Source organism: Pseudomonas sp. Marseille-P9899 (assembly GCF_903166565.1).
Classification (GTDB): Bacteria; Pseudomonadota; Gammaproteobacteria; order Pseudomonadales; family Pseudomonadaceae; genus Aquipseudomonas; species Aquipseudomonas huaxiensis.
Window position 1 is genome coordinate 464,090 of sequence record NZ_CAESCG010000001.1, and the last position, 24,356, is coordinate 488,445.

A 24,356-nucleotide genomic window follows, 5' to 3' on the forward strand; every position below is an offset into this window, starting at 1 on the left:
CCCCCTTGGCGTTACAGAGCGGCCAACAGCTGCGTCAGCGACTGGCTACCGGGCAGTGCCGCCTGTTGCGTCTGCCCTTCGGCGCTGAGCTGCACCTTGATCGACGCCTGCTGCCCCTGGGCATCCAGCCCGCGCAGCATCAGATCCAGCTGGCCGAAGCGTGCCAGTTGCCGGTTGTCTACCCGCAGCTCGCCGCTGCGCGGGTCGAAGCGGATCCAGCCCGGCAGGTCGAGGCCGCTGGCCAGACGCAGGCCGACCTGGGCCCGACCGTCACGGCCCGCCAGCAACCCCGCCGGAAGCTGTGCCACGCCATCGACGCCGGCCTGCACATTGACCTCGGGGTAACGGCGGCGCTGCCGATCACCAGCGGATCGGGGTAATGACCGTGCTGGCGACGGCATCAGTCGTCGGGCTCGGGCAGGTCGTCCGGCTCCGGCAGGCGGGCGATGGCCTGGCTTTCCTCGGTGAAGGCTGTCTGGCTTTGCTCGGTCTGTTGCAGTACCTGTTCGGCACTGGCCGGCGTTGCTTGTGGCGAGGCGGGTGCCTGGAAGTTGATCGGCTGACTGCTGAACGGGTCCGGTTGCGACCAGCGCTCGGTGCTGTCCTGCAGGATTACCGGGGCGACGGTGTCGATCATGGGTGGGGTGACCGGGTCTACCGGATCCACCGGGTCAACGGGATCGACAGGGTCTACCGGATCCACCGGGTCGACGGGATCGACAGGGTCCACCGGATCCACCGGGTCGACGGGATCAACAGGGTCCACCGGATCTACCGGGTCAACGGGATCGACAGGGTCAACCGGATCCACTGGGTCAACGGGATCGACAGGGTCAACCGGATCCACCGGGTCAACGGGATCGACAGGGTCAACCGGATCCACTGGATCAACAGGATCAACAGGATCAACAGGATCAACAGGATCAACAGGATCCACGGTCCCGGCAGTCCCCGTAAGCCTCAGATCCACCGTGAACGTGCTGCTGGAAAGCGCGCCATCGTTCAGCTGGAGAATCAGGCTGACGCGCTCATCGCCGCTGCCCGTTGTATTGGCGTAGGACAGTTGCCGCAACAGCGTGTTGACCTGGGCGCTGCTCAGCGCGGCGTCGATAGTCAGGGTCATGGCGCCGTCCGCCGACTGCAGCCGGGCCACAGCGACGCCGTTGAGCAGCACCACGCCGTTTTCCAGGCTGAAGCCGTTGCCGGCGATCAGGCCGAACTGGTCGGCGGCGGAGGCGTCGAACTCGCGGCGGATGGTCAGGCTGGCGCCCTGGTAGTTGCCCTGGCCGTTATTGCCGGCGTCCAGTTCGTAGTCGCTCAGGCGCAGGGTCGGGGCCAGGGCCACCGGCTGGCCGTTGCGGTTGTACAGTGGATCGGGCGTGCCGGCGGCTTTCAGCACCGCCAGCCCGTCGCCGAGCACCAGCGCGCGGCCATCGCTGCCGAGCAGCAGTTGCCCGGCGCTGTTCAGGGTGGCCAGCGAGCCGGCCGCCTGCAAACCTTCCACCGTGCTGCAGCGCAGCACCGTGCCGTCGGCCTGGCTGATGTAGAGCAGCCGGCCATCGCCGGACAGCCGCAGGCCGCTGATGTCTTTCAGCGCCAGGGTTTCGGTGACTTTCAGGGTCTTGCCGGCAGTATCGAGGGTGAGGCGCTGCACCCCGTTGGCGTCGGCGATGTACAGGGTCTTGCCATCGTTGCTGACTTGCAGTTGTTCTATTTTGAAAGTGATTGCCACCCCGTTGGCGTCGGCCTCGCCGTTGCTCAGGTTGGTCACCAGGGTCAGTTCGCCATTGCTGTTGCGGCTATAGACGATCACCCCCGCGTTCTGGGACTCGGTAGTGACGATCAGGTAGTCACCGCGCACGCTGAGGGCGGACGGCTGCCAGAGCCACGGCTCGCCGAAGGCGGAGGTGGGCAGGATGCGATTGAGGGTCAGGCTGCCGTCGCTGCCACGGTTGAACACCGCAATGGTGTATTCGCCGACCACATACGCCAGCTTGCCGTCGGTGGACAGGTCGAGGTCCTTGAACTGGGTAATCTCGCTGTTCATTTCGTCGGTGGCAGTCACCACTTGCACCAGGCTCAGCGCACCCAGGGCATCGCGCTGGTACACCCGCAACTGGGCGTTGTCGTTGGCCGACACGTAGAGGTTCTTGCCGTCGCTGCTCAGGCTGATGCGCTGGATGCTGGTCAGGTCGTCGGCCAGCGCCAGGTTGCTGACCAGCGTCACCTGGCCATCGGCGCCAAGACTGAACAGGGCCAGGTGACCTTTGGCGTCCGCCAGGTAGAGCAGCTTGCCGTCGGCACTCAGGGCCGCGCCGCTCAGTTCGCCGAGACCGGCGAGGCTGGCGGTGGTGCGGGTCACGCTGAAGTCGCCGAGGGACAGCAGGGGATGATCCTCTACTACTGGTGTGTCGTTGATCAGTTGGGTATTGATCTGCACTGGTACCGCCGCCGAGGTCAGGCGACCGTCGCTCAGGCTGACCGTGAAGCGCTGCACTTCATCCGGGCTGTGGCTGGTGCTGGCGTATGTCAACTGATGCAGGACGTTATTGACGTCCTCCGTGGTCGGAATGGCCCCGGCATCGTCGTTGAAGCGCACAGTGATCGTGCCGTTGCCACTCTCCACGCTGCCGATGACCACGTTGCCCTTGAGCAGTTTGCCGTCCACCACCTTCAGGCCGTTGCCTTCCTGGAAGCCCAGGGTGTCGCCGGCCTTGACGTTGAGCAAAGTCACTTCCAGCGTGCTGCCCTGGTAGTTGCCCAGGCCGCCGTTGAGGGCGTCCATCTGGGCGTCGCGCAAGGTGGCCGACGGTGCCAGCGCTACGGCACCTTCACGTTCGCGATAGAGCACCGCCGCGCCCTTGTTTTCCACCACCGGCGCGGTGTTTGCCGCCGCCGGCCCGAAGGTCACCATGACCGCGCTGGCCAGCGTGGTGAGGGTTTCGCCCTGGACGCCGTGTTCGACGTATTCGTCGATCGCCAGGTTGATCTGGCGGCTGCCGCTGTTATCGCTGCCGCTGTTGTAGAAGGCCAGGCTGTCGATCAATGCGGCGGCTTCGGCGGCCGGTTTCATGGCAAAGAGAGTGAGGATGGTCGTGCCGTTCTCGTAGCGCACCTGGTATTGCAGGTTGTCGCGCAGAGTGCCGAAGCCTTCGCTGTCGAGGTAGATCTTCTGGTCGCCGACCACGATCACGTCATGCTGCTTGGTCGCATCCAGAGTCAGGATGATCCGCTGTACGAGTTGCTCCGCCTCGATGGTATCGATGCTGGTCTTGTCGAACAGCTTCACCGGCACGCCGAGGTCGATCAGGGTCGGGTTCAGCGGGGTGCTGTCGAGGATTGCGGGGTCGTTGATGGCGACCAGGGTCACACCGATGTTCTGCACCGCGCGGTTGCCATCGCCGTCGAGGAAGACCATCTGCATTTTTACCTGGGCGCCGTCACGGGTCGGGTCCTGGCTGACGTTGCGGTAGTCGAGCTGACGCAGCACCTGCTGGGCATCGGCCTGGCTGACCGTAGCGGTGAAGGTCAGGGTCAGCTTGCCGCCTTGTTGCAGTAGCGTGGCGATGACCGTGCCGTCCTTGAAGAGCTCGCCGTTGACCAGGCTAAAGCCGTTGCCTTCGCTGAAGCCGAACAGGTCATCGGCGGAGGCGCCGCCCTGGCGGGCGATTTCCACCGAGGCGCCGTTGTAGTCGCCCAGTGTGTCCAGTTGCAGGTCGCTGACAGTGGCCGAGGGCAACAGCGCTACTGCGCCGTCGCCTTCGGTGACGGTCAGGCCGGTGAGGCCCGGTTGCAGGGTGTAGAGCTTGCCACCGTCGTTGTTGCCGCCTACCAGGTAGAGGCTCTTGCCATCGGCACTGAGGCTGAGGCCGGTCAGCTCGTTCAGGCCGCTCTGGTCATTGCCGTAGCGGCGACCCTCGCCGTTGAGCAGCCCGTTGCTGTTGCGGGCGTAGCCGGTCAGGGTCTTGCCGCCAGCGATGAACAACGCGCTGCCATCGGCACTCAGGGCCAGGTCAACGGCGTCGTTGGCCACCGCCCGGCTGGCGAGCAGTTGCAGGCTGCCGTCGCTGCCGAGGGTAAGGATGCGCAACTGGACGTTGCTCTGGTCCACCCGGTCGATGGCGTAGATGAAGCGGCCATCGGCGCTCTGGGTCATGGCGGTGAGCGAGTGCAGAGTGGTGCCGTCGCCAAGGCCGGCGCGCGCCACTTCGGTGAGGCTGCCGTCGCTGCCGATGCGCAGGCTGACCAGCAAGTCGCTGGCGCCCAGGCTGCTGGCCAACAGGTATTGGCCGTCGCTGCTCAGCAGCAGGTGGCTGGGGTTTTCCAGGCCCGGCAAGGTGGCGAACAGCGCCTGCTGGCTGAGGCTGCCGTCTGCGGCCTGGCGCAGTTGGAGGATGCCGGCGCTGGTGGCCAGGTACAGGTTGTCACCTTGCTGGACGATGTCCTCAATGCTGGAAAAATCCCCCAGGCCGCTGCTGGAGAAGCTCGACGCCAGTTGCAACTGGCCGCTGTCGCCATTGCGCGAGAACACCAGGACGCTGCCGTCGCTGTCGTTGCGGGTCAGTACGTAGAGCCATTGCTGGTCGGCGGACACCAGCAGCTTCTCGGCGCCGGTGAGGCTGGCGCTGTCGTTGCCGAGGGTTTGCACGAAGGCCAGGTTGCCCTGGTCATCACGGCTGAACACGATCAGGTGCGGCGTGCTTTCGTTGGCCCAGTCGGTGCCGTCGCTGACCACGTAGAGGTACTTGCCGTCGCTGCTGAGCAGGGTGTCGCGGGAGGCGAGCAGGGCCCGGTAGTCGTAGTCGATGTTATCGATGGTCTCTACCAGTTCCAGGTCGGTGCTGGAACCGCCGAGGCTTGGCCGCTGGTCGGGCTGGGCCTGCACTTCCAGTTCGAGGCTGATGACCTGTTGCGCGCCACGGGCGTCGGTGGCGGTGAAGGTCAGCTTGTACACACCGACGGTGCCGTCGGCGGGGCTGCCACTCAGTTCGCCCGTCAGCGGGTCGAACACCAGGCCCACGGGCAGGCCGTCGAGGGTGAAGGTCAGGGCGTCACCATCGCTGTCGCTGAAGCGCTCCAGGGGCAAGGTGAGGTTCAGGCTCTGGCCGATCTCGATCGGCGCCAGCGCGGCCAGCGGTGCGCTGATCTGCGGCGCGTGGTTGACCAGCACCACGATTGGGCGCTCGGTCTGCTTGACGCCGTCGTTGAAGCGAATGGTCAGGTTCAGTTGCTTGTCCGTGGCGGTGGGCCCGGCGACGTAGTTCAACTGGTGAAGAATCTGGTTGGTGATCTGGCCGTTGACCGCAGCGGTCAGGGTCACGGTGAGGGTGCCGGCGCTCTGCACGAAGGTCGCCACTTGCTGGCCATCGAGCAGGATGCGCTGGCCGTCGAGGCTCAGGCCGTTGCCGGCGCTGAAGTCGAAACGGTCGGCGGCGTTGGTGCTGGTGGTGCGGCCGAGGGTGATGACCAGGCCCTGGTAGCTGCCCAGCGCTTCGTAGTCGACGTCACTCAATTGCATGCCGGCGGCGACGTGGGTCGGGGTGTTTTCGTTCCACTGGCTGTTGTAGCGGGCAGAAATGATGTCGATGCCGTTGTTGACGACATAGGTGCCGTTGTAGAGGTGCTGGCCGTCGGGGCTCAGGGCCAGGTAGCCGCTGTTTTTCGACAGGCCGCTGATCATGCTGTTGTAGGTCAGCTTTCCGGTGACGGGATCACGGTTGAACAGCATGACCCCACGGTTGTTGGCGGTTGCGTAGACGGCGGTGCCATCTGCCGAGATCGCCAGCTCGCGCATGTTGGTGGAGTTGCTGAAGGTGTGGGTGTAGATGGCGCCGATAAAGGTCAGCTTGCCGGTGGCGGCATCGCGGCTGAAGGACGAGATCATCGTCGCGTCGATGGAGTTGACGTACACCGAGCGGCCGTCGGCGGAAATCACGATATCGGTGGCGTTCAGGTAGCGCGTGTCACTGTCCGCGCGAGGAGCGCTGGCGGGGTCGGCATTGATGCTGGCCACGGTCACCCGCTCGACGAAGGTCAGGCGCCCGGTGTCGGCGTCGCGGGCCAGAACGGTGATGCTGCCGTTGCTGTTGGAGACGTACACCGAAGCGCCGTCGCTGCTCAGGACGATACCGCTGGGGCGGGGCATCTGCGTGGTGTCGTAGTAGTGACCGAGGTAGGTCAGCGCGCCGCTGGCCGGGTCGCGGGCGTACATGCCGAGCACCGCCTTGCCGGTGCTGGCGAAGCCGGCGGTCATGCCGTTGATGGTGTACAGCGAGGTGCCGTCGGCGGAGATGACGATGTCGGTCACCGGGCCGTCCAGGCGAATCTCCGTCACGTTTGGCGTAACGCTGGTGTCTGCGGCGCGGACCACGTCGTTCTGCACCGCAGCGATGCCGGCGTAGGTCAGCAGGCCGCTGGCCGCATCGCGGCTGAAGCGCACCAGGGTGCTGTAGCCCTTGCTGCTGTCGAAACCGGCGACGTAAACCGAGAGGTTGTCGCCCGCCGCCATGACGCTGGTGATGCGGCCCAGGCCATCGACTTCGATGTCGCTGGTGGCCGGGTTGTCGCTGGCGCCCTGGGTGAAGCTCTGCAACAAGGTCAGCGCACCGCTGTTGGCATCGCGGGCGTACACCCGCAAATAGCTCGTGCCGCTGAGGTTGTTGCCGGTGGTGCCGGCCAGCAGCAGGGTCTTGCCGTCGCCGCTGATCTCGATGGCGTTGACGTAGTCGCTGTAGCCGCTGAGGGTGCCGTTGGCGTAGTACAGGGTGGCGACCGGGTCGATCTGTTCGGTGACGGTCGGCGCGGTGCCGGTCTTGACGGTCAGGCTGCTGCTGATCTGCAGGGTGCTGGTGTCGCTGCCACCGCCGCCGCTGCCGCCGTTGTCCTGCACGCTGGAAAGGGTGACGCTGCGCTGGCCGCTGACGGCCACCGGGTTGTCGTTACGGTAGCCGATGCCGTTGACCAGGGTTTGCAAGGCCGAAGGCGCAAGGCCGGCGGCGCTGCTCAACACCAGCGTCGCGTTGTCGCCGTCGACGCTGTAGACGTACGTCATGCCGTTGGCCAGGGTGCCGCTGGCAGACTGGCCGAGGGCGATGGCGGTGTTATCCACCAGCACGAACTCGTTGCTGGCGCCGGCCACGCCGGCGAGGGTCAGGGTCAGGCTGCTGATGCTCTGGCCGGCCTCGCCGGTGTTGACCTGGGCGTCCTTGAACAGCTTCACCAGGGTGCCGTAGGTGTCGTAGACCGGGTTGACCACCGTGGTGGCGGTCAGTTGCGGGGCGCTGTTGACGGTGATCATCAGGCTGACGCGCTGTTCGCTGCTGTCCAGTTGACCGTCGTTGGCCACCAGGCGCAGTTCCACCTGGCCGCTGTCGCGGGTGTTGCGGTAGATCACCTGTTGCAGCAGGGCATTGGCTTCGGCGCGGGTCAGCGCGGCGCTGATGCTCAGGGTCAACTGGCCGCCGTTCTGCACGAAACGACCGATTTCCACGCCGTTGCGCATCAAGGCTTCGCCATCGAGGCTGACACCGTTGCCGGCAGCGAAGGCGAACTGGTCAGCAGCATTGGCGCCGCCGACCCGTTCGAGGGTGATGCGCATGCCGCTGTAGTCGCCGGCGCCGGAGGCCAGCGCATCGGCGTTGCTGTCGCTGAGTTTCAGGCCCTGGCCGATCACCAGGTCACTGGTGCTCAGGTAGGTGCGCACACTTGTGAAGCGGCTGACCCCGCTGCCGGCCACCAGCATCGACTGGCCGTCGGGGCTGGCGACTACGGCCTTGGCGCCGGTCACGCTCTGGCTGCCGGTTTCACTGAGCAGGCCGCTGCTGGCGTTGACCTGGTACTGGTGCAGGGTGCCGTCGGCGCTGGTGGCGTAGAGCTGGCTGCCGTTGGCGCTGAGGCTCAGACCGTTGACCTCTGCGAGGGCGATGCTGTCGATACGCACCAGGCCGTTGCTGCTCAGTTGAAAGACCTGAATCACCCCTTGTTCGCTGTCGCCCAGGTAGATGAAGCGGCCATCGGCGCTGGCTGCCAGGCTGTGGTCGGTGGTGCCATCGAAGCTGCCGTCGGTAGTGTAGGCCCAGCCCAGGTCGATCACCGACAGGCGATCGTTGCTGCCGCGCTTGAGCACGGTCAGGGTGTCGCGGGCGACGAATGAGTCCGGGTCGAGCACCACGTAGACATAGTCGCCGATGCTCTGCACCAGTTTGGCCCGGCCCGACTGCAGCGTGCCTTCATCGAGGGTCTGCAGGGCGCTGGTGGCGATGGCGCCGGTCAGCGCGTCGCGGCTGCGCACTTCGAGGCCGCCGTACAGGGTGGTGAAGTAGACCTGCTTGCCATCGTCCGACAGCGCCAGCCCGCGCAGGCTGCCGACGCTGGTGCCCTGGATGCGGCTGAGGGTGCCGTCCGCCGCCACCTGGAAGGTGTGGATGGTGTCGCTGCTGGCGCTGTAGAGGAATTTGCCGTCCTTGCTCAGGGCGACATCCACCAGTTCGGTCATCCCGCTGGGCGCGGCGAGGTTCTGCACCAGGCTGAGCATGCCCTTGGCGTCGATGCCATAGACCAGCAGCCGGCCGTTGTCGGCCGCGGCATAGAGGAACTTGCCGTCGCCGCTGTAGATCGCCTCTTTCAGGGTGATACCGCTGGTGGTCAGGGACTGCGCCAGGTCCAGTGGGTTGTCGCGCTCCAGCACCGGCGCGCGGTTGATCCCGCTGACCAGATTGACCGTCGCGCTGATGTTCAGCGCGGTGCTGTCGCCGCCGCCGTCGTTGCCATCGTTGATATCGCTGACCTGGGTCAGGGTGATGGTGCGGCTGCCGTTGTCCGGGGTGCCGTCGAGGGTCTGGTAGCGGATGCCCTCGACCAGCGCCTTGACGTCGGCGGCGCTGTTGGCGGCGCTGGAATCGAAATTGATGTCGATGGTGGTTGTGCCACCGGTGCTGCTCAAGGTGTAGCTGTAGAACTTGTCCGCCGTCTCGCCGCTCGGGGGGCCGTCGAGCAGGATCTGCGTGCCGTCGATCAGCAGGGCTTCGTGGCTGCCGCTGCTGTTGATGGTGATGCGCAGGTTGTTGAAGTGCTGGCCGCTGTCGTTGGTGTCGGCCAGCACATTGCTGAACAGCGGGCTGCCGCTCACCGCGCCTTCGGTCACGGTATGGGTGACCTGCGTTGCCTCGGCGCTCAGGCTCGGCGCATGGCTGGCCGCGGTCTGCTGGGCATCGGCCTGGTCGGCGGTCTGCACCGCGGTGGTCACCGCGGCGGCGTCGAACATCATCCTCGGTTCGAGGGCCAGTGCCAGGCTGGTGTGGGGCTTGCGGTTGCTCATGGCGTGTCCTTGTCGGGAAGCGGAAAGAGGGGCGGTCAGTCGATCAGGCGCACGAAGCGTTCGTGCTTGATCTTGTTGGCGATGTCGAGGAGCAGGCTGCGTAGCTGGGCTTCGCCGTCGCCGAAGTTCTCGGCATTGGCGAAGGTCATGCTGCCGTCCTGGGCGCAGACCCGCAGGCCGGGGCCGGCGACGCGGTCGAAGAGGCGGCGGCCGAAGTCGTTGGGGTCACCGGGGCGAACCCCGAGGAAATGAAATTTCAGGCCACGGGCGACGAAGCTGTTGCACAGGCTCATGAAGCGCCGGCCGGCGATGTCGTTGGACGACACCGTGGAGTTCTCGCCGTCGATGGCCTGGCCGACCTCGGCGTTGTAGTCGTCGGTGTCGAACCAGTTGCCGCTGGTGTTGGCCAGCATGACCATGATCTTCACGTTGTCGCCCTGGCGGTCGGCGTTGAAGTCCAGCGGCAGGCGGCTGTCGCCCCAGCCGGCGGACCCGCGCATTTGCGGCGAAAGGCTGGCGGCGGCCCAGCCCATGGCGATGGCGTAGTTGGTGTTGAAACGGGTCGAGAACTCCTGCACGCGGCGTTCGATGCGGGTCATGTCGCGGGTCAGCGGCAGCAGGGCGGCGGCCGGGCAGCCGCGGTCAGCGACCATCCAGCGGATGTCGTTGACCCCGCTGGCCTGGCCGAAGTCGGGGTTGGGGCCGGTCCAGGAAATCCCCGGCGCGCCGGGGCTGCCGTTCTCCAGCAGGTCGTGACGGTAACGGATCTTGAATTGCCCGGACGGCGGTTGGTCCCAGAAGTAGTTCTGGCCCAGGCTGAGGCCGCGGTAAACGCACAGCAGGTTGGCGCGGCGGTCGGGAATGCGCTGGTCGGCGAGGCCGCTGTAGCCAGTGCGGAACAGCGAGCGCAGTTCCACCGGGGTCAGCGCACCGGGCGCGGCCCAGCGGCGGATGCGCCCGCTGTCTTCGCTGCTGTAGACATTCACCGACTGGCTGTAGGGCACCAGGGAAATCCAGGTCTGGCCGTCGGGGCGGGTGCCCAGCACCTGCTCGGCGAACTCGCGGACCAGACGGCGCAAGGCCGCAAGGTCCCGGGCCTGTTCGCTGAGGGTGTTGGGGATCACCAGGGCGACTTCCACCGGCCGATTGACCACTTCCACCGTGGAACTGACCTGCATGCGTTGCGTGGGTGCTTGCAGCAGTTGCGACTCGGCGCTGTAGGCGGCGCTGACGGTCAGGCGCACCACGCCTTCGCCGTCGCGCTCCTGAGTGACGTTGATGGCGTCGCCAGCCACCTGCTCGCGCAGGGCCAGGTCGGTGCCGAGGTTGGCCTGCACCATGCTCGTTGCCAGTTGCTGCATCTGCTGCTGGCTGAGGCGGTCATCGAGCAGGCGCTGATTGCCCACGGCCATGGCGGCGGCGTCGGTGGCGCGTTTGAGCTGGGCGGTGTTTTCCAGGGCGCGGCTCTGGTCGATGACATAGGCGGTGGCCATCAGCGCACCGCCGAGCACCAGAATCGCAAAGGGCGCGACGGCCCCCTGTTGTTGCCGGGCGAAGTGACGGAGCCGGGTGGCGAAGCGGGGGAGAGCGGGCATGGCGGGACGGGTTCCTGCGCAGTGAGTGGGCCGGAGGTGCCTCGGCCGAGGGTGGCGACAAAGATAAGAATCGTTCTTGTTCGCGGCAATTGGCGCATCATTAAGATTGCTTAAGGGTGGGGGCATCGCGAGCAAGCTCGCTCCTACAAGGTCCGCGGCACGTCGCCTCTGTAGGCGCGCGTTTGGCGGGGTGCCGAACCCTTGGGAGGTGGCCCTCTAACCCCGCTCCGGCCGCGACCAGATAAACACCGCCCCACAGCCCATCCCGCCGCCTGCGCACAACACCAGCCACAACGGCGGCTGGTGCCACAGCAGCAATGCCAGGCACAGCAGCATCGCCACGCTGGCGACCACTTTGCTCCGCCGGCTGATAAACCCGCCCGCCTGCCAGTCGCGCAGCAGCGGACCGAACAACCGGTGCTGTTCCAGCCAGCGGCTCAGGCGCGGTGAGCTGCGTGATGCCGCCCATGCGCTAAGCAGGACAAACTCTGTGCAGGGCAGCCCCGGCAGGATGGCGCCGAGCACCGCCATGCCGAGGCTGGCCCAGGCCAGCAGCAGGTACGCCAGGCGTTTGAGCCCTCGCGCCTGGGGGACGGTCTGGCTCATTCGTCTTCCTGTGGGTCGAGTTCGCGGGTCAGGACGTCGTCCAGGGTCGGCGTGCCGTGTTGCAGGCGGCTGATGGCCTGGACTTCGATCTTGTCGCTGCCCAGCAAGGCGTAGCTCAGGGCCAGGGCATCGACGCTGGCGCACACCTGTACCACCACCGTGGGCACGCTGGTCAGGGTCTGTTCGTCATCGGCGCGCAGCGCATCGGGGAATTCGCCGGTAAAGCGCGAGCCGGCACTGTGCCGTTCACACACGCCCTGGGCCTCGCCGCGGTACAGCGGTCGCCAGTTCATGCTGCGGTCGCTTTCGACCTTGCTGATGATCAGCTCGACCGGTGTGCGGTTCATGCTGGTGGCGCGCTCGACCAGGGCTTGCAGGCCGTTGTTGTCGAGGGTGCTCTGCACCCCCAGCACCGAGGCGATGGTGTGCGCCGACTGTTCCATGTAGCTGCGCGCCTGGTGCAGGTTGTAGAGGTCGGCGGCGAGCAGGGTGACGCCGATCAGCACCGGGAACACCAGTACCGTTTCCAGCAAGGCACTGCCGCGTTGGGATTGCTTGCGCTTCATTGGCTGTCCTCGTTGTCCGGGTCGCTGGGCAAGTTGCCGAGGAGGTGACGGTATTGGTACTGGTAGCCGTCGCCGAGGCCGAACAGGCCCGGGAAGACGGTCATGTAGTCCTGCTTGAGGTCCACGGTGACGCTGAGGATCGGTGGCGAAAACACGGTGTCCAGCGGCGTTTCAACCGTGGCCTCACCGTCGCTGTCGGTCTCACTGGCGCTGCTTGAGGCGCTGGCCCCCGGGCGCGATTCGCCGTAGCGGCGCAGGTTGTCGAACGGCAGCACATCGACCTTCAGTTCGCCCGCCTCGATCAGGCCGAAGCTGCGCGCCTGCATGCTTTCGGCCAACCGCTGCTGCAGGTCGCTGGCGCCGAGCCGGTAGTAATCCGGCATTTCCCGCAGGCGCTGCACGGCATGTTCCAGCGCCAGGTTGCCGGCACCGATGACCAGGGCCATGTGCGCCAGTTCGAACAGCATCATCAGGCCGAACAGCAGCACCGGCAGGATGAACGCGGTTTCCACCGCGGTGACGCCGTCATCGGCGCCGCGCAAGCGACGCAGGGCAACGAGCAGTTTCATCGACGCTCTCATCGACAATCAGTCCTGGCTGGCCAGTTTCAGGGGTTGCTGGCTGGCGGCGAGCAGTTCGCTGTCGACCGGCGCGCCGTTGACGATGCGCTCGCGGGTGGCGCGGAAGCGTTCGAGGATGTCCTGGGCGTAATGCGGCTCCAGGGTTTCTTCGAGGATGCGCAGGGCGGTGTCGTCGTGGCCGTCCAGCACCCAGGCCAGGGCCAGGTTCAGTTGCAGGGCGACTTCGCCGCTTTGCCGCGCACCGTTGAGCAGGCCGATGGCCTTGCTGCGCTCGCCGTCGGCCAGCCAGCTCAGGGCCAGGTTATTGGTCGCCGGGCTGTAACCGGGTTCCAGCGCCAGGGCTTGCTGGAACGACTCGCGCGCCGCCGGGCGCTGGCCGAGCAGGGTCTGCGCCACACCGAGGCCGTTGAGCAGTTGCGCGCGCTGGCTGTGTTCGCCTTCCACCTTCAACGCGCAACTGAAGTTCTGTTCGGCGCTGCTGGCGTTACCCAGGGCCAGCGCGGCGCGGCCCAGTCCACCGCACAGGGCCTGACGCTGGGCCGGGTCGAGGGCGGCGAGGTCGCTTTGCTGGCGCGCGCGGTCATACAGCGCCCAGGCATCGCGCGGCGGGCGCACGGCGGCGGCGACGCTCGCGTATTCCAGCAGGTAGGCGCCGGTAAGCGGGCTGCGCTGGTCGAGTCGCTGGTAGACCTCGAACGCGCCTTCCAGGCGGCCGTTGTCGCGCAGTACCCGGGCCAGTTTCAGCGCTTCGCGGTTTTCCTTGCCGGACAGCGTCGGGGCGCCGCCGGGCAGCGCCGAACCGAGGCTGCTGCAACCGCTGAGGGTGAGCAGGGCCAGGAGGGTCAAGGTGGTCAGGGAGCGGGGCATGGCGGTCACTCGAAAAGGGCAGTCGATAGGTTCAGTTGGACAGCAGGCGAACGATGCGCACCAGCGCCGGCGCACCCATCATCGCGATGATCGGCGGCAGGATCAGGGTCATCAGCGGCACGCTGAGCTGGGCCGGAAGTTTGCCGGCGCGCTCTTCCAGGGTGAGGATCAGGGTCTTGCGGCTCTCGTCGGAAATCGTCCGCAGCGCCTGGGACAGCGGCGTGCCGTAGCGCTCGGCCTGGATCAGGGTCGAAACCATGCTGTCGATGCCGCTGACGCCGGTACGTTCGGCGAGGTTGAGCAGGGCGCGCGGACGGTCGGCGAGGATCTGCAGTTCGGCGCAGGTGTAGCGCAACTCGTCGGCCATCTCCGGCGCCGACAGCGACAGTTCTTTGGCCACCACTTGCAGCACGCGGCCCAGCGGCAGGCCGGCTTCGGCGCAGATCACCATCAGGTCGAGGGCGTCCGGCAGGCTGCGGGCCAGCCGGCCACCACGGCGGGCGGCGCGCCATTTCAGCCACAGTTCGGGGATCAGTCCGCCGACGAACAAGGCCACCAGCGAAGCGGCCACGCCGTTGAGGCCAAAGCGCTTGCCCGGCTCCATCAGCACCATCACCAGCGCCACCAGCAGCAGGCCGAGCAGGTACTTGCCGGCCACCAGCAGGCCGAGGGCCTCGCGCTGGCGCAGGCCGGCCATGGCCAGCAGAACGCCGAGTTTTTCGCGGTCACGCGGGCTGCCGGCGGCCTGTTCGCCAACCCGGGCCACGGCTTGCAACACGGCGAGCAGGCGCGGCGGCACTTGCAGGCCCTGGTCGCGGAGAATGTCGGCGCTGCTGCTGGTGGGGCTGCTGGCCGCACGCCGGTTGAGGCGCTCGTGCAGCACCGGCTGGCGCTGCTGGCGGTACAGGCCGATCAGACCGATGCCAAGGCCACAGCAGAGCAGGCCGAGCGCGGCCTGGATGAACGGATCCTGGAGCAAGCTGTTCATGCGATCTTCCGTACCATCAGGTGGGTGATGACCAGGCCCAGCGTCACGCTGCCGAAGGCGTAGAACAGCACGTTGTTGCCGGTCGGGTCGTTGAGCAGGAACTGGAAGTCGCGCGGCGAGTTCAGGTACATGTAGCCCAGCGCGCAAGGCACCAGCGCCGCGACGATCTTGGCTGAGGCACGGGCCTCGGAGGTCTTGGCCTGGACCTTGAGGTGCAGTTCCTGGCGCTCGCGCAGGGTCGCCGAGAGGCGATCGAGGGTTTCGCCGAGGCGCCCACCGGCTTCCTGGTTGATGATCAGGATCACCGCGAAGAAGCGGTATTCATTGAGCGGAATGCGGTTGGCCGAGTCCTGCATCACCTGGCGCAGCGGCAGGCCGAGGCGCAGCCAGTTGTCGATCTCGGCGAACTCCACCGACAGCGGTCCGCTGATGTTCTGCGCGACCAGGGTGAAGGCGTTGCTCACCGGCACCCCGGCGCGAGCCGCGCGGGTGATCGCATCGATCGCCTGCGGCAAGCTCAGTTTGAGATCGTGCAGGTAGCGGTTCATCGCGTTGCGATAAATCACTGCGGCAACGCCAACGAAGGTCAGCACCGCCAGCAAGCTGCCGTACAGCCACGGCCATGGCATCTGCCGGCCCAGCACCACGCCGACGATCAGGCTGGCGACCGCCAGCAGACCCAGGCGTGAACGCAACGTGCCGTGCCAGCCGAGGCTGCGAGTGCCCAGCCACAGGCGCCCGAGAGGGGCGCCGATTAACGGCCAGCGGGTACAGGCCGGGGCGTCCTGGCCACGCAGCAGGTCGGGGCTTTTTTCCAGGGCCAGGGCCGCGCCCGGGTGTGCCGCGAAGAAGCCGGCCTTGAGCGCGGTCAGCCGCTCGGCCTGGGCCTCGGCGCGCTGGCGCTTGCGGCTCAGGCTGCGGACTGCGAAGAAGCCCAGCAGCACGCAGAGGAACACCAGCAGAGTGAACAGATCGAGCAGCGCGTCCATTCACTGGCCTCCCGTGAACAGATGGGCGTGCCGGGTGTAGAACTGCGGCCGCTGGCCGCTGGCGTTGAACTGGCCGACCAGGCGCCCGTCGGCATCCACGCTGCTGGTGGTGAAGCCGTACAGTTCCTGGGTCTGGATCACGTCGTTCTCCATGCCGCAGACCTCGGTGATGGAGACGATGCGGCGGCCGCCGTCGCGCATCCGCTCGACCTGGACGATCAGGTTCACGGCACTGGCGATCTGTCGGCGGATGGCTTCGAGCGGCAGTTGCATGCCCGCCATCATCACCATGTTTTCCAGACGCATGATGGCGTCCCGCGGGGTGTTGGCGTGGACGGTACAGAGCGAGCCGTCGTGGCCGGTGTTCATTGCCTGGAGCATGTCGAAGCTTTCGCCGCCGCGAACCTCGCCGAGGATGATGCGGTCCGGGCGCATCCGCAGGGCGTTGCGCACCAGGTCGCGCTGGTCGACCTTGCCGGTGCCTTCGGCGCTGACCGGACGGGTTTCCAGGCGCACCACGTGACGCTGTTGCAGTTGCAGCTCGGCGGCGTCTTCGATGGTGATCACCCGGTCCTCGTCGCTGATGTTCTGCGACAGGGCGTTGAGCAGGGTGGTCTTGCCCGCGCCGGTACCGCCGGAGACGACGATATTGAGTTTGGCCAGCATGCCGCGCTTGAGCACCTCGGCCATCTCGAAGGACAGCGCGCCCCGCTCGGCGAGTATGTCCAGGGACATGTTGCGGCGCATGAACTTACGGATCGAGATGGTGGTGCCGTCGATCGCCAGCGGGTAGGTGATGACGTTCACCCGGCTGCCATCGGCCAGTCGCGCATCGACCATCGGGTGGGTTTCGTCGATGCGCCGGCCCACCGCTGCGGCGATGCGCTGGGCGGTGTTGAACACGTGCTCTTCGTCGATAAAGGTGATCGGCGACAGCTCCAGCTTGCCGTAGCGCTCGACGAACACCTGCCCGGCACCGTTGACCAGGATGTCGTTCACCGAGTCGTCGCCCAGCAGCGGCTGGATCGGGCCGATACCGACCATCTCGTTGAGCATTTCCTCGCCGACCGCCTGTTCTTCCTGGCGGGACAACTGCAGGCGGCTGTCGTCGCAGATCTTGCGGATCACCGACTCGACCTGTTGGCGTAGGGCATCGCGGCCGAGGGCGGCGGCTTTCAGCGGATCGATCTGGTCGTAGAGCTGGTTGCGGATCAGCCGACGGTTCTGGGTGCCAAGGGTGTCCACCGGGCGGGTGGGGCCGCGCGCTGCACCGAGGTCGGCTCGGTGCTGGCGCGGGGGCTGTGGGTCGGCGCGGGCACGTCGCTGACGGCGACGGCGGCGAGGTTCTTTTTCGGGTGTCGGATGATCATCGGCCGGTTCCTCGCTTCAGGCGGCGCGACGGCCACGGCCCGGGCGCCTGGCGCAGACGCAGGATCAGGTTGCCGCTGGCTGCCGGGACGTTGCTCGGGGCGCGTCCGCAGGCCAGATCGGCGAGGTCCAGCAGGGCCTGTTGCAAGGCCGGGGCGCGCGCGGTTTGCAGCGGGCCGGCGAGCAGGCTGTCGGCGATCACGCTGCCGGCGTGGGGCAGGATCAGGTCCACTTTGTGCCCGACGAAGTCTTCGAACTGCTGGCGTTCCACCAGGTCGAGGTGGCCCGGCCGTACCGGGTTGCCCACCAGCAGCAGGCGTTGGCCATTGCTCTCGTCGCCGATCTCGCGCAGCAGACGCAGGCAGTTTCGCGCGTCCTGCACGCTGAAGTCGCAGAGCAGGATGCGCGTGTCGGCATGCTCCAGTACCTCCAGGGCACCGTGGCAGCGGCCGCTGGGCAAATCCCAGATCACCTGGTTGAACAGTTGGCAGAGGCTGGCGCCGAGGTTGAGCAGGTGTTCGCCGCTGAAACCGTCGGCGGCGCGCAGGTCGGGTTGCTGGCCGAGCAAATAGAGGCGCTCGTCGATCCGCGCCAGCGCCCGTTCAAGGAAGCGCGAGTCGATCTGCGCGGTGCTCAGCGCCGCAGCGAGGCCGGCGTCGCCGTCATGCCCGAGGAGCAGGGCCTGGTCGCCGCGACCGCGGTCGAAGTCCACCACGGCGCTGCTGCTGTGACGCTGGCTGGCGAGTAACTGGCCGATGCCGGCGACCACGGTGCTGGTGCCGCGGCCACCGCTGACGCCGGTGATGGCGATGGTGCGGCCGGTGCGGCTGCCGGGGTGCTGGCTGTCATGCGGATCGCGGGCGCGGCGCAGGGTGTTGGCGAACTGGTCGAGGGGCACCGGTTTGCACAGGTAGTCCTGCACGCCGTTGTGCAGCAGCGCACGGTAGAGGTTCAGGTCGTGGGTGCTGCCGAGGGCGATCAGGCGGCAGTCCGGCGGGCAGACCTGGGCCAGTTCGGCCACCGCTTGCAGCGGCGAGGCCTGGCCGTCGAGATCGACCACCAGCACTTCGGGCGCGGCGTGTTCGCGGCAGCCTTCCAGGGCGGCGGCGAATCCGCCGGCGCGGGCAAGTTGCGCCGGCAGGCCGAGGCGTTGCAGGTACTGGCCGAACAGTTCGGCGTCGGCGGCAGTGGCGGCGTACAGCAGCACCGGTTGCACGTCGTTGCCGGGCGGGGTGACTCGCGTGGTGTCGTTCATGGCTCGCTACCGGTCAGTCCTTGTTGAAGTTGATGTCCAGCAGTTCCACGGTCTCGTGGCGCTGGTAACGCTCGACGGCGTTCACCGCGGCGACGCCGTCGGCGCCTTCGAGGCTTTGCGCTCGGTTGAGGTCGCGCGGGTCGGCGACCATGCGCGCGATGTTGGCGCGGTTGGCGCAGCCCAGGTCGCCGATGGCGCGGTACGGCTTGACCGCCGAACGGCTCGGGTCGCTGATGGTGCAATCGGGGATCTGCGCCACCAGCGCTTCGGAAACCACTTGCAGGTCGGCGCCCTGGGCTTTGTCCAGTTGGGTCGGGGCGACGATCACCTGGCGGGCGCCGAGCTGGGTCAGCACCTCGTTCAGGCGTTTGGCGACCTGCTCGCCAACCGGTGTCGACGGGCGCAAGGTCAGGGTCTGCTGGCTGAGGCGGCCCTGGCGGGCGAGCAGGGTGTTGAGGTCAGCCAGCGACTCGCGGCTCATGCCGCCACCGGCGGTGGCGGTGAGGTGCGCGACCATCGCCGACGGCACGGCACGGATCGGTGCCTGCGGGCTTTGTGGGGCGTAGGGGGCGATACGCTGGTTGTTGACATTGCGGTCGCAGGCGCCCAGCAACAGCGCGAGGGACAGGGCGACGAACAGGGGTTTGGCGGCGTGCATGCGAAGTGCTCCGAAACTTAGTACAGGTAGCCGGCGGAAGCCTGGGCAGGCAGTTGCGCATCCAGGGAGCGCAGGCCTCGGCCCGGGGTTTGCAACTCGCCCGCAGTGGTGGGCTCGACGACGTAGGCGGTGGCGATGATCACCAGCTCCGTGTCGGCCTGGCTGGAGGTGTGGGTCTCGAACATGCGGCCAAGGCCGGGGATGCTGCTCAGGCCGGGAACGCCGCTGACCTGCTGGGCGCTGTTGCTGCGCAGCATGCCGGCGAGGGCGAAGCTCTGGCCGCTGGCCAGTTCCACCGTGGTGTCGGCGCGGCGCACCTTGAACGCGGGGATCACGTTGCCTTGCAGCTCCACCGCGCCTTCGTCGGACAGGTCGCTGACCTCCGGGGCCACGTGCAGGCTGATGCGGTTGGGCGAGAGCAGGGTGGGGGTCATGCGCATGATCACGCCGTACTGCTTGTACTCGATGGTGATGTTGTTGTTGGTGGTGATGACGATCGGCACCTCGCCACCGGCGGCGAAACCCGCCGTCTCGCCGGACATGGCGGTCAGGTTGGGTTCGGCCAGCACCGTGGCCAGGCCGTCCTGGGACAGGGCGGTGAGCAGGCCGGAAACGGTGGTCGAGCCATAGCGGTGGAAGCCGCCGGCTACCGCGTTGGTAGCCGTGCCGCCGGTAAATGCGCCGGTGGTGGCGTCGAACAGACTGCGGGCGTTGCGGAAGAAGTAGTTGCCGTCCTTGAGGGTCGCTTCCCAGTTCAGGCCCAGCTCGGAGCTGAGGCTGCGCGAGACTTCGACGATACGCACGCTGAGGTTGACCTGGGCCGACAGCTCGACCTTGAGCTGGTTGATCACCCGTGGTCCGTCGCTGCCGGCGGCGCCGCCGCCGTTGGGGCTGCTGCTGGGCGAGCCGAGGTAGGCTTCGACCGCGCTGATCACTTGGCGCGCCTGCTGCGGCGTGCGGACATTGCCGCGCACCACCAGGCCCTTGGCCGAGGACGGGCCGAACTCGACCTTGGCTCCCGGTACTTCGGCGCTGATCTGCTTGCTCAGGGCATCCAGGTCGTAGTCGGCGATCACCCGGATCGCGGCGATCACCTGGTCCTGTGCATCCAGGGCGTAGAGCGTGGTGGCGCCGGCGCTTTCGGCGAACACGAAGACGCTGCCGGGAGTCGGCACCTGATAGCTGGCGATCTTCGGATCGGCCACCAGCACTTTGCTCGCCGCCTTGGGCAGTTGCAGCAACCGGCCCTGTTTGAGCAGCAGGTGCAGGTCGCGGGTTTCGCGGACTTCGGTCAGGGTTGCCGGCAGGCGTGGCGCGGCGACTTTGGGTGCCGGCGCGACAGGGTATTCGGCCTCGCTGGCGTAGGCTTCGGTGTCCACCGGCTGGGCCACTTCTTCATATTGCGGCGGCAGTTGCAGCGGCGGGTCGAGCACCACGACCTCGGCGCGCAGCGGCAGGGCGCAGAACAAACCGAGGCCCAGCGCGCAGGACAGCGACAGGGGGGAGCAGGCAGGGGCGAACTTCATCGTCAGGAATTCCGGAAAGGCCAGTCAATGCCCGGGGTGCGGGCACGGTCGGGAGGGGCGGGCGCCTCAGTGGATGGGCAGCACGATCTCGGTGGTGCCGCCGCGATAGAGCATGACCGGGGGCGCGGCCTTGGCCGGGTAGAGGTCGGTGGTCTGGGCCAGGCGGGTAACCTCGCGGCTGCCGCTGCGGGGCAGGCTGTCGCTCTCTTCGCGGTTGCTGCGCAAGGCCAGTTGCAATACGCCGATTTCCTTGCTCAGGGACAGGCGCTCGGCCTGGCGCGGCGTGACTTCGACGGTGACGCTGTCGAAGTACGGGTGTTCTTCTTTCTTGCCTGGCGTGGCCGGGGTCTTGGCGCGGTCGTTGCGCTGGGTCAGGTCACGGGCGCTGCGGTTCAGTGCCAGTACGCGGACGTTGCGCAGCAGGGTCTGGGCTGCGTACGGCGGCGGGAAGATTGGCGCGCCAACGGATTCGCGGCCTTCGAGGGCTTCCTTGTTCAGCGCCAGGATGATGTCGACGCGGTCACCCGGGGCCACCAGGCCCTGGCCGGCAGCGACTGCCGACGTGGGCAGGGTCAGGGCGCGCATGCCCGGGGTCAGCGCGGTGGCCAGGAAGCCCGCCTCGCCGGGACGCACCAGGGCGTTGGCGAACACCGGCTGGCCCTCGGCGACGGTGCGCCGCACAGTGGCGCCGACCACCAGGCCGAGGTCGTCCTGGCCACGCAGGTAAACCTGTTCGGCCGGCAGTTCGGCCTCGGTTTCCTGCCAGCGCACAAGGCTGCTGTCGATGAACTGGCCGGGCTTGAGTTCACGGGTAGCGACCAGCACCGCCAGTTTGCTCACGGAGACGGGGGCGGCTTCAGGGGCCTTGGCTGCGACGGGCGCGGCGGGCGGTGCGAGCAGGACGCGCGCCAGCAGGGCAGCGCCGCCAGCCAGGGTCAAAGCGCCTGCCAGCAGGAGGACGGAAGGGGTTTTCATGGTTCAACCGGTCGTCAGGAGTGAATGGGAAACAGCAGGGTGTAGAAGCTGCCGGTCGCGATGGCCAGGCCATAGGGCAGGCCTTGCGGGCGGTCGCTGGTGAGTACCGTGGGCGTGGCGATGGCCAGCACCGGGAAGCGTGCGCCGAGGCGTTGCCAGAGCAACGCGACGATCTGTTCCAGTGGCGTCAGCAGCGGCATGGCCAGGGCGAGGATGCCGCCGGCCAGGGCCGTGACGATCAGGAACGCCATCTGGTTGCCGCTGCTCCACAGGCACAGCACGGTCATCAGCTTGACGTCGCCGGCGCCGACCTGGCCCAGGTTGAACAGCGTGAAACCCACCACCAGTACCAGCGCCGCGCCGAACAGCGCGCTGCCGGTTTCGTTCAGCAGCGCCTGGCCGGAGAGCCCGGCCCAGGGCCCGAGGCCGAGAGCCGCGAACAGCGGCAAAGCGCACCAGACCAGCAGCAACAGCACCACCAGCAGGTTGTGGATGCGGCGATAGAGCAGGTCCGAGCAGATCACCCAGCACAGTGCGGGGAGCAGGACGATTAGGGCGTAAGTGCTGTTCATCTGGACTGGCTGGCCGGCTTACTGCGCGGCGCCGCCCTTGTCGCCGTTGATCTGGTTGCCGATGGCGGCGAAGCGATCCTTGAGCGCTTTGATGAACACCCCGTCCTCGCCAAAGATGATGCCGATGGCCGCGGCCATGGCGGCAGCGAGGATGCCGTACTCGATGGCGGTCACACCGCTTTCGTCGTTGAGGAAGGCACGGATGCGTGGGGTCATGAACAGTCTCCGGGAACAGGGTTGGGGGGAGGAAAGCCCCCGGCGGGGCGTGGCGATATTAAGATTTATTCTCAATTGGCGAGCAAGGCGACAACCATTAAGAATGCTTAACGAACCTCGCCCGCCGGGCCGAGGCGCTGACGGCGTACGCACAGGGTGGCGATCAGGCCGGGGCGGTTGTCGCCCAGGCGCAGCTCGCCGCCGTGCAGCTCGGCGATGGCCCGCACCAGAGTCAGGCCGAGGCCGTGGCCGGGGGTCTCGGCGCTTTCGCCGAGGCGCTGGAAACGCTCCATCGCCCGCTCGCTCTGGGCGGCGGCGATGCCGGCGCCGTGGTCGCGCACCTGCAGTTCGCCATGGCCGTTGCGCGACTGCGCGCGCAGGGTGATCGGCAGCCCTGGTGGCGCGTACTTGAGCGCGTTGTCGATCAGGTTGGCGAGGGCCTGGAACAGCAAGGCGCGGTCACCGTAAAGCTGACAGTCACGGGCCACGTCCAGGCGCAGCGGACAGCCGCGTTGCTCGGCCAGGGGCTGGTAGTAATCGGTGACGTCGTGCAGCAGTTCGTACACGTCGATGGTCTGGAAATGGCAGGCCATGCGCCCGGTTTCCACCTCGGCGATCCGCATCACCGCGCGGAACAGGTTCTGGATCCGCTCGCTGTCCTGCACCGCGCAGAGCAGTTCTTCGCGGGCCGGGCCTTCGAGCATTTCACTGGCGGTGAGCAGGCGGCTTTGCAGGCGGGTCAACGGCGTGCGCAGCTCATGGGCGATATGGCTGGTGATGTGCTTGACCTCGTCCATCAGCTTGTTGATCCGCAGCAGGCCGTGGTTGATTTCCATGCCCAACTGATCGAATTCGTCGCCTTGCTGGGTGGTCGGTGCGCGGGCGGTGTAGTCGCCGTTGGCGTAGCGCACCAGCGCATCGCGGATGCGGTTGATGCGGTAGAGGTTGTGCAGGCCGAAGGGCAGGGCGGTGATCAAAATCGACAACAGCAACAGCAGCAATCCGGCGCCGGTGGCCAGCGGGATGATCCGCGTGCGCTCCAACATCGGCCGCAGATCGAAGGCAGTGAAGTACTGGCCGCCGTCTGGCAGCGGGATCGACAGACCGAGAATTTCTGCGGTGTAGCCGTTGCGGTTGGTGAGGGTCGTGTGGTGCCAGCGCGGCTTGCCGGTGGCCGGACGGCTGGTGTCGGGCAGGTAATCGGGGTTGCCCAGCAGCAGTCGGCCGTCGCGGTCGATGACCACCGCCTGGTGTTCCTTGCGCACCTCCAGCGACTGGCGATGCTGCAGCGACCAGGCCAATTGCGCGGCATCGTCGAAGCGGCCCTGCAATTGCCCGCTGCGCACCTCGTTGAGGATCATGTCGCGCACATGGCTGCGCATCACCACCTCCAGCAACTGGTTGCTCAGCACGATGGAGATCAGCGAGAACAACAGGCAGATGAAGGCGATAGTGGTGGCTTGGCGCAGGCTGCTGGTGGCGAGGAGTGGGCGAAAGCTAGCCCAGGACATAGCCGATCGCCCTTACCGTCTTGATCAGTGGGTGCTCGAAGCCTTTTTCCAGCTTGGTGCGCAGCTTGGACAGGTGCACGTCGATGAGGTTGGTCTGCGGGTCGAAGTTGTAGCCCCAGATCTTCTCCAGCAGCATGCCGCGCGTCACCACTTGCCCGGCGTGTTCGGCCAGTACCTGGAGCAGCTTGAACTCCTTGTCGGTGAGGTCGATGGTTTTCTCGCCGCGCTGTACCCGGCGGCTGGCGAGGTCGATGCGCAGGTCCTGGATCTGCAGGATCTCGCTTGGCACCTGGCGCTGGTGACGCCTTGCCAGCAGTTCCAGGCGCAGCAGCAGCTCGTTGAAGTCGAAGGGCTTGCCCAGGTAGTCATCGGCGCCGGCCCGCAGGCCCTCGACGCGGTCGCTGCTCTGGTCGTTGGCCGACAGGATCAGGATCGGCGGACGATTCTGGCCGTGCAGCCGTTGCAGCACCTCGATGCCGTCCATCTTTGGCAGGATCCGGTCGAGAATCACCACATCGAAGACTTCGCTGCCGATCATCTGCAAGGCACATTCGCCGTTGTCGATCAGTCGGCAGTTATGCCCGCACGCATGCAGCTTGCACCCAAGCCAATGGCTGACCGAAGGGTCGTCCTCTACTACTAATACCCGCATTCACCGCTCCTTCACTGGAGATTCGCGTTTGTTCTATCAGCCTGCTGATTCATCGTTCAGTTAAGAATTATTAAGATTAGATACTGAGAATCATTACCAATAATTGTATGACAAC

General features: G+C 66.8%; 18 protein-coding genes. All 18 read right to left on the minus strand.

Annotated features, from left to right (window positions below; genetic code table 11):
* Positions 1-11: 11 nt before the first annotated feature.
* Positions 12-401: a hypothetical protein gene (locus HWV67_RS02130; RefSeq protein ID WP_175649710.1), complete on the minus strand. Its 390-nt coding sequence runs from the start codon at positions 399-401 to the stop codon at positions 12-14.
* Positions 401-9,316 carry a beta-propeller fold lactonase family protein gene (locus tag HWV67_RS02135; protein ID WP_175649711.1) on the minus strand — a complete coding sequence of 2,972 codons (8,916 nt, stop codon included), beginning with the start codon at positions 9,314-9,316 and terminating at the stop codon, positions 401-403. Before HWV67_RS02135 ends, HWV67_RS02130 begins: the two co-directional genes overlap by 1 nt.
* A 35-nt stretch (positions 9,317-9,351) precedes the next feature.
* A complete protein-coding gene (locus HWV67_RS02140; RefSeq protein WP_175649712.1) occupies positions 9,352-10,911 on the minus strand; it encodes a TadE/TadG family type IV pilus assembly protein in 1,560 nt (519 codons plus the stop codon).
* A 216-nt stretch (positions 10,912-11,127) separates the two neighbouring features.
* Entirely contained in the window at positions 11,128-11,517 is a 390-nt protein-coding gene (locus tag HWV67_RS02145; protein WP_175649713.1) for a YbaN family protein, read from the minus strand.
* Positions 11,514-12,083 (minus strand): TadE/TadG family type IV pilus assembly protein, encoded by a 570-nt coding sequence (locus HWV67_RS02150; RefSeq protein WP_110970158.1) that lies wholly within the window; start codon positions 12,081-12,083, stop codon positions 11,514-11,516. The genes HWV67_RS02145 and HWV67_RS02150 overlap by 4 nt, the downstream gene beginning before the upstream one ends.
* Positions 12,080-12,652, minus strand: a complete 573-nt coding sequence (locus HWV67_RS02155; RefSeq protein ID WP_175649714.1) for a TadE/TadG family type IV pilus assembly protein — start codon at positions 12,650-12,652, stop codon at positions 12,080-12,082. The genes HWV67_RS02150 and HWV67_RS02155 overlap by 4 nt, the downstream gene beginning before the upstream one ends.
* An 18-nt stretch (positions 12,653-12,670) precedes the next feature.
* A complete protein-coding gene (locus HWV67_RS02160) occupies positions 12,671-13,531 on the minus strand; it encodes a tetratricopeptide repeat protein (RefSeq protein ID WP_175649715.1) in 861 nt (286 codons plus the stop codon).
* Between the two features lie 31 nt (positions 13,532-13,562).
* Positions 13,563-14,519, minus strand: a complete 957-nt coding sequence (locus tag HWV67_RS02165) for a type II secretion system F family protein (RefSeq protein WP_175649716.1) — start codon at positions 14,517-14,519, stop codon at positions 13,563-13,565.
* The gene (locus HWV67_RS02170) at positions 14,516-15,508 is read right to left on the minus strand and encodes a type II secretion system F family protein (RefSeq protein ID WP_175649717.1); all 993 of its coding nucleotides are present in this window, start codon (positions 15,506-15,508) and stop codon (positions 14,516-14,518) included. Before HWV67_RS02170 ends, HWV67_RS02165 begins: the two co-directional genes overlap by 4 nt.
* Entirely contained in the window at positions 15,509-16,753 is a 1,245-nt protein-coding gene (locus tag HWV67_RS02175; RefSeq protein WP_175649718.1) for a CpaF family protein, read from the minus strand. It lies immediately after the preceding gene.
* Between the two features lie 121 nt (positions 16,754-16,874).
* Positions 16,875-18,131 carry an AAA family ATPase gene (locus HWV67_RS02180; protein WP_175649719.1) on the minus strand — a complete coding sequence of 419 codons (1,257 nt, stop codon included), beginning with the start codon at positions 18,129-18,131 and terminating at the stop codon, positions 16,875-16,877.
* A 13-nt stretch (positions 18,132-18,144) separates the two neighbouring features.
* Positions 18,145-18,789: a CpaD family pilus assembly lipoprotein gene (locus HWV67_RS02185; RefSeq protein ID WP_175649720.1), complete on the minus strand. Its 645-nt coding sequence runs from the start codon at positions 18,787-18,789 to the stop codon at positions 18,145-18,147.
* Between the two features lie 17 nt (positions 18,790-18,806).
* A complete protein-coding gene (locus HWV67_RS02190) occupies positions 18,807-20,315 on the minus strand; it encodes a type II and III secretion system protein family protein (RefSeq protein ID WP_110970166.1) in 1,509 nt (502 codons plus the stop codon).
* Between the two features lie 66 nt (positions 20,316-20,381).
* Positions 20,382-21,290 (minus strand): Flp pilus assembly protein CpaB, encoded by a 909-nt coding sequence (gene cpaB / locus HWV67_RS02195; RefSeq protein WP_110970167.1) that lies wholly within the window; start codon positions 21,288-21,290, stop codon positions 20,382-20,384.
* A 14-nt stretch (positions 21,291-21,304) separates the two neighbouring features.
* Complete coding sequence (locus HWV67_RS02200) at positions 21,305-21,862, minus strand: A24 family peptidase (protein ID WP_175649721.1); 558 nt, start codon at positions 21,860-21,862, stop codon at positions 21,305-21,307.
* Between the two features lie 18 nt (positions 21,863-21,880).
* Positions 21,881-22,078, minus strand: a complete 198-nt coding sequence (locus HWV67_RS02205; protein WP_095158855.1) for a Flp family type IVb pilin — start codon at positions 22,076-22,078, stop codon at positions 21,881-21,883.
* A gap of 107 nt (positions 22,079-22,185) precedes the next feature.
* A complete protein-coding gene (locus HWV67_RS02210) occupies positions 22,186-23,589 on the minus strand; it encodes a sensor histidine kinase (protein ID WP_175649722.1) in 1,404 nt (467 codons plus the stop codon).
* Positions 23,576-24,241, minus strand: a complete 666-nt coding sequence (locus tag HWV67_RS02215; RefSeq protein WP_175649723.1) for a response regulator transcription factor — start codon at positions 24,239-24,241, stop codon at positions 23,576-23,578. The genes HWV67_RS02210 and HWV67_RS02215 overlap by 14 nt, the downstream gene beginning before the upstream one ends.
* Between the last annotated feature and the right edge of the window lie 115 nt (positions 24,242-24,356).